This window comes from Polynucleobacter sp. 35-46-11 (assembly GCF_002281105.1).
Genome location: NZ_NCFJ01000132.1, coordinates 1 through 5,764 on the forward strand (window position 1 = coordinate 1; position 5,764 = coordinate 5,764).

Sequence of the window (5,764 nt, forward strand, 5' to 3'; positions counted from 1 at the left end):
AAAGGTGCCGCAGGAAAAGTGACTGGGGCCGAATTAGCTAAAGAGTTGAACTTGGAAGTGGGTCAGTTCTTCGTACTCTAGCTTTCTTATTTTCCATACGTATTAATGAACTCCCGGCCCTATAGGCTCCCTATAGGGAATGAAGATTTGGCGATTGTTGACTGTAAGTAGGAAAGCAGAAAAACTACTCACTTATCGCATCCTCTAATGTCTGCTTGACCATTCTGATCTTCGGGGTCTTGAAAAACTAAAAATAAATACAGTACTGCGCTTGGCTGATTCTTCAGACAAGATAAATCAGATTACCACTTGAAGTTTTAGATCTCTGTACTTATTCCGACATAAGGCAGTGTTTAATTACTATGTTGGTTAGCGCACTGTTTTTTCTAGTCGATTCTTTAGATTGATAGGCGGATTAAATTTTCTACTATCAATATTAAGGGGTTGGCTTCAATGGACAAGATCAAAGAAAATAATTTATATGATGTGGTCAAGGAATTTGATGAGGCTATGCTGGTAACCCATAGCTCTTATGGAGTTCATGCAAGACCTATGGCAATAGCGCGACTTGACGAAAGTATGACGGTCTACCTCTTAACTGATATGAATTCAATTAAAGTTCAAGAGATTCATGCTAACCCGCATGCTTTGCTCGCTTTTCAAAGTGCTAGACAGTTTGCTACGGTCAGTGGCGAGTTGGCTGTAGATGATGATCGCGCATTAATTGAGTCATTATGGAAAGAAATTTGGAAAGTTTGGTTTCCGCTTGGGAAAACTGATCCGAACATCGCATTGCTGAAATTTAGTCCAAGCGAAGGGGAGTTTTGGGATAACGCGGGCGTTCAGGGATTGAAATACGTTTATGCCGCTGCCAAGGCCTATGTTGCTGGTGAGAGGCCAACACCAGATGCTGAGCAGCACTCCAAAGTCAATATGACTTAGGGCCTATTTAGACTAATTAAACCTCTAGGTTATCTATTAAGCGGGTTTTACCAAGCTTGGCAGCTGTCAGAATGACTAATGGCTCGCCAGCCTGCAGACTTTCATTAGAAGCTGGTGCTAAATCACTTTGCTGGCGAATAGCAATGTAGTCTGGTTGCCAGCCGCGGCCTGTTAGAAGATCTACCGCAATTTTTTCAATCTCGACCAGTGAGTGCGTATTGCGCTGACTCAAATTGAGGACGCGTGCACGAACTTCTTGCAAGGCTTTCTGTAGTTCAGGTGCTTCTGCACGTTCCTCAACCGAGAGGTAGCCATTACGAGAGGATAGGGCAAGACCATCTTCGGCACGAATGGTTTCACCGGGAATGATTTCAACTGGGAGGGCAAACTGCTTTGCCATCTGACGAATGATCATTAGTTGTTGGTAATCTTTTTTTCCAAATACAGCGACCTTGGGTTGGACGCAAGACAGTAGCTTGAGTACTACAGTACAAACCCCTTTAAAGAAACCAGGACGAAACTCGCCCTCAAGGATGTCGCCTAGCTGCTGTGGCGGATCAACGCGGTACTCTTGGGGCTGTGGGTACAAGTCACGCTCAGTTGGTGCAAACAAGATGTACACACCTTCTTTCTCAAGCTTATCGATATCTGCCTGCATGGTGCGAGGGTAGCTATCAAAATCTTCATTTGGGCCAAACTGTAGGCGGTTAACAAAGATGCTGGCTACTACCGGGTCACCATGTTGTCTAGCAAGTCGCATGAGTGATAGGTGACCCTCATGGAGGTTGCCCATGGTTGGCACAAAGGAAGCACGATTTTGTCCACGCAAATGGTCCCGCAACTCCTGTATGTCACTAATGATTTTCATGCAACAGGGGTATAGGCGAGACGAACGTAGATTGGAGCGTATGGTTCTGCTTGGGTGATCTCAACTAAGGCTTCGCGTGAGAGCTCTAGCATTGCAATGAAGTTCACGATCACTACCGGAATACCTTTGCCAGATTTAATGGCCTCTTCAAATAACTCACCGAATTCTACAAAGCGCGTGTTCTGCAAGCGACGCAAAATACGTGTCATGAAGTCCCGGACGGATAGTTCTTCGCGGGTAATGGTGTGATGTTGATTCAGTTTGGCGCGATGAAGCACATCACGCCAAGCCATTTGTAGATCATCCTGATTGACGTCAGGCCATGTAACTGCAACGGTGGTATCAACATAGCCATGAGCGATTTGAAAATCACGCCCTTGCTGTGGAATTTGATCGAGCTCTTGTGCTGCTAATTTCATGCGCTCGTACTCTAAGAGGCGACGAACCAGTTCAGCTCGTGGATCTTCCACCTCTTCATCGCTGTCCGCCTTTTTCATCGGCAATAACATGCGAGATTTAATCTCAATCAACATAGCTGCCATCAGTAGATATTCAGCGGCAAGCTCTAAATTGTGATGGCGGATTTGATCAATGTAGCTTAGATACTGTTGAGTTACTTGCGCCATCGGAATATCAAGGACGTTGAAATTCTGTTTACGAATCAAGTAAAGTAAAAGATCCAGTGGGCCTTCAAATGCCTCTAGAAAAACCTCTAGTGCATCAGGTGGAATATAAAGATCTGTTGGGAGCTTAAATAAGGGCTCACCATAGAGTTTGGCGAATGCCGACGACATTCCATCGGTGACCGATGGGGTGCTATCTAATAACTCGGATTGAGCGCCTGGCTCAGCCCCTAACTCAGTCATTCGAGTACACGTAAGCGCGTTGCTTTAATTTGGCTTCCTTGGCGCGACGTTGATCTTCGGTAGTCAAAGGCTCTTTATCCCAGAGGAGGGCGCGACCGGCTTGCTGACCTGCTTCGAGCTCTGGCTTCTCGGATTTGAGTTCATTTAAGAACTGGGTGAATTCGGATGTATACCTAGCCATCATATTTCCTAAAATTCTCAATTAATTCAATAACTTGCAAAAATTACTGCGCAGCAAATGGCTGCCTAGCCCATCATTATTAACGATTTTTCTTACAAACCTGCCGACTTTTTGCCTAATTCCTAGAAATTAGGCTAATCAGGGTCATTTTTACAAGTTTGCTGCCAATAAAGCCTCAATTTGAGGGGCTTCAACGCGCGTCATGAGGTGTTTATAGGGTTTGATCGGATTTTGGCTGGAGAGCGGTGTTTTAACGTCATTCCAGCTCATAGCTGGAACTGAGAGGAAGTCCTCAACCCCGGCTGTGACTTGAGGTAAAACTGGCTTGAGATATAGACTCAACAAACGGAATGCCTCTAAGGTAATGCTGCAAACTCGTTGTAAGTCGGCTTCACGCTCTGGATCCTTGGCGATTTCCCAGGGTTTATTTTCATCCACGAAGGCATTGACCTTATCTGCCAGCTCCATGATGGTACGCAATGCTTTTGCGTATTCACGAGCTTCATAGAGCTCAGCAATTTTTTCACTGGCCGATCCAATATCAGCAAGTAGTGCATTGACCATTGCCGCATCAGAAACCACTCCACCAAAACGCTTCACCAAGAAACCCGCGCTACGACTTGCAATGTTGATGTATTTACCCAATAGATCACTATTTACTCGCGCAACAAAGTCTTGAAGATTTAAATCTAAATCTTCCATGCTGTTATTCAGTTTGGTTGCAAAGTAATAGCGGAACCATTCTGGATTAAAACCGGATTCAATCACGCTATGCGCGGAAATTAAAGTACCGCGTGACTTGCTCATCTTCTCGCCATCAACCGTGAGGAAGCCGTGGGCAAATACATTGGTAGGTGTGCGGTAGCCTGCAAAGTGAAGGGTTGCTGGCCAAAAAAGGGTATGGAAATACAGAATATCTTTGCCGATGAAGTGGTACTGCTCGGTCGTCGTATCGGGTCTGACCCACTCCTCAAAGTCCAGGCCCTTGCTCTGGCAGTAGTTGAGGAAGCTGGCGTAGTAGCCAATCGGAGCATCAAGCCATACATAGAAATACTTGCCAGGTGCATCCGGGATTTCAAAGCCAAAGTAGGGAGCATCACGGGAGATATCCCAGTCACCGAGCTTGCTATCTCCAGGCTGTCCAACCCATTCTTTCATCTTGTTACGAGCTTCAGGTTGAAGTGGAGTTTTGACTTGAGTCCACTCGCGCAAGAAAGTTTCGCAACGAGGATCGGATAGCTTAAAGAAGTAATGATCAGAAACTTTTTTAATGGGCGTTGCACCACTCACAACTGAGAATGGGTTTTTCAAATCAGTTGGGGAATACGTCGCCCCACACTTTTCGCAAGAGTCACCATACTGATCCTTGGCACCACATTTAGGGCACTCGCCTTTGATGAATCGATCTGGCAAGAACATCTCTTTAACTGGATCGTAGGCTTGCTCGATCGAGCGCATTTCAATTAAGCCGGCATCGCGTAACTTGAGATAGATGCTTTGAGACAGCTTTTCATTCTCGGGACTATCGGTGGTGTAGTAGTTATCAAACGAGATTAAGAAATCATCAAAGTCGCGCTTGTGCTCTTTCCAAACATTGGCAATGAGCTCTTTCGGGGTAAGACCTTCTTTTTCAGCGCGCAACATGATCGGCGTGCCGTGGGTGTCATCAGCTCCAACATAGTGAACTTCATGACCACGCATTCTCTGGAAGCGTACCCAAATATCAGTCTGGACATACTCCACTAAATGCCCAATATGAATCTGGCCATTGGCGTAAGGCAAGGCGGAGGTAATTAGCAGGCGACGTTTGGGGCTACTCATGCGTACTTAAATAGAAATAAATTCAACAAATGGGAATACAGGATTATGGGGCTTGAGCCTTCACTTCAGCAGTAATTTTAGTCTGCGGTTAAAGTTAATGCCGATTTGAACCTATTTAAGAGGCGTTTTATGGCTTTGTCCCACAACATTCAGATGTCTCATGCTTCCGTGCCCTTGGTGCACGAGGTGCAGATCATGGATGAGGCGGGGCGTATCAAGACCACCCATATTCCTGGGGAGCGTCCTTTAACCATTTATCTGGACAAACGGGAAGTGGTCACCTTGATGACTTTGGGAAGCGCTCCAGAGGCTCTGGTTCTGGGCTATTTACGCAATCAGCGCCTAGTGGAGTCACCAGACGATATTGCCAGTATTCAGGTGGACTGGGAGACGGATTCAGCAGCAGTCAAGACTCATCGCAGCACGGTGGACATCGATGCCCTCACCAGTAAGCGCGTGGTGACTACGGGTTGTGGGCAAGGCACGATGTTTGGTGGTCTGATTGAGGAGATGGCGGAGATTAGATTGCCGGATGGCCCTCAGTTAACCCAAGAGGCAATAGTGGCCCTGATCGATAGTATTCGGATACACGACACCATTTATAAGAAGTCTGGCTCCGTCCATGCCTGCGCAGTATTTGAGCGGGAAGGTAATGACAGCGTCCATTTACTGCATTTCATTGAGGATGTTGGGCGCCACAACGCTGTAGACTCTATCTCTGGCCTGATGTGGCTCGCCGATAAACCTGGCAAAGACTTGATCTTCTTTACTACGGGGCGTCTTACCTCGGAGATGGTCATTAAAGGCGCTCAGATGGGCATCCCATTCTTAATGACGCGCTCTGGCATGACCTTAATGGGCTTGGAGCTTGCCCGCAAGACTAATCTCACCTTGCTATCTCGCTGTTCCGGTAAGCATTTTGAGATCTTCAATGCCCCTGAGAGGGTGATTTTTACTTCCCCGCCTGTTGCCGCATAAATTCGTGGGCATATGGCCTGCGATGGTTTTACAATTCGGCCATGACTATTAAATCTGACCACTGGATCCGCCGCATGGGCGAGCAAGGCATGATCAGCCCATTTGAAC

Annotated in this window: 6 protein-coding genes; 2 read left to right on the forward strand and 4 right to left on the reverse strand. The window is 46.6% G+C overall.

Going from position 1 to position 5,764, the window contains the following annotated elements; all coding sequences use genetic code 11:
* The first annotated feature begins 453 nt into the window (after window positions 1–453).
* The gene (locus B7Y67_RS09860) at window positions 454–942 is read left to right on the forward strand and encodes a pyridoxamine 5'-phosphate oxidase family protein (RefSeq protein WP_293598497.1); all 489 of its coding nucleotides are present in this window, start codon (window positions 454–456) and stop codon (window positions 940–942) included.
* A gap of 16 nt (window positions 943–958) precedes the next feature.
* On the opposite strand, the gene panC is transcribed toward B7Y67_RS09860, so the two are convergent.
* The 4 genes from panC to metG form a co-directional block, all read right to left on the reverse strand.
* Window positions 959–1,810 carry a pantoate--beta-alanine ligase gene (gene panC, locus B7Y67_RS09865; protein ID WP_293598498.1) on the reverse strand — a complete coding sequence of 284 codons (852 nt, stop codon included), beginning with the start codon at window positions 1,808–1,810 and terminating at the stop codon, window positions 959–961.
* Window positions 1,807–2,676 carry a ScpA family protein gene (locus B7Y67_RS09870; RefSeq protein ID WP_215377237.1) on the reverse strand — a complete coding sequence of 290 codons (870 nt, stop codon included), beginning with the start codon at window positions 2,674–2,676 and terminating at the stop codon, window positions 1,807–1,809. Before B7Y67_RS09870 ends, panC begins: the two co-directional genes overlap by 4 nt.
* Window positions 2,669–2,857: a DUF3460 family protein gene (locus tag B7Y67_RS09875; RefSeq protein ID WP_293598499.1), complete on the reverse strand. Its 189-nt coding sequence runs from the start codon at window positions 2,855–2,857 to the stop codon at window positions 2,669–2,671. Before B7Y67_RS09875 ends, B7Y67_RS09870 begins: the two co-directional genes overlap by 8 nt.
* A 150-nt stretch (window positions 2,858–3,007) precedes the next feature.
* Entirely contained in the window at window positions 3,008–4,678 is a 1,671-nt protein-coding gene (gene metG, locus B7Y67_RS09880; RefSeq protein ID WP_363926740.1) for a methionine--tRNA ligase, read from the reverse strand.
* A 129-nt stretch (window positions 4,679–4,807) separates the two neighbouring features.
* On the opposite strand from metG, the gene B7Y67_RS09885 reads away from it, so the two are divergent.
* On the forward strand, window positions 4,808–5,656 hold the full coding sequence (locus B7Y67_RS09885; RefSeq protein WP_293598500.1) for a formate dehydrogenase accessory sulfurtransferase FdhD: 849 nt from the start codon (window positions 4,808–4,810) through the stop codon (window positions 5,654–5,656).
* The last annotated feature ends 108 nt before the right edge of the window (window positions 5,657–5,764 follow it).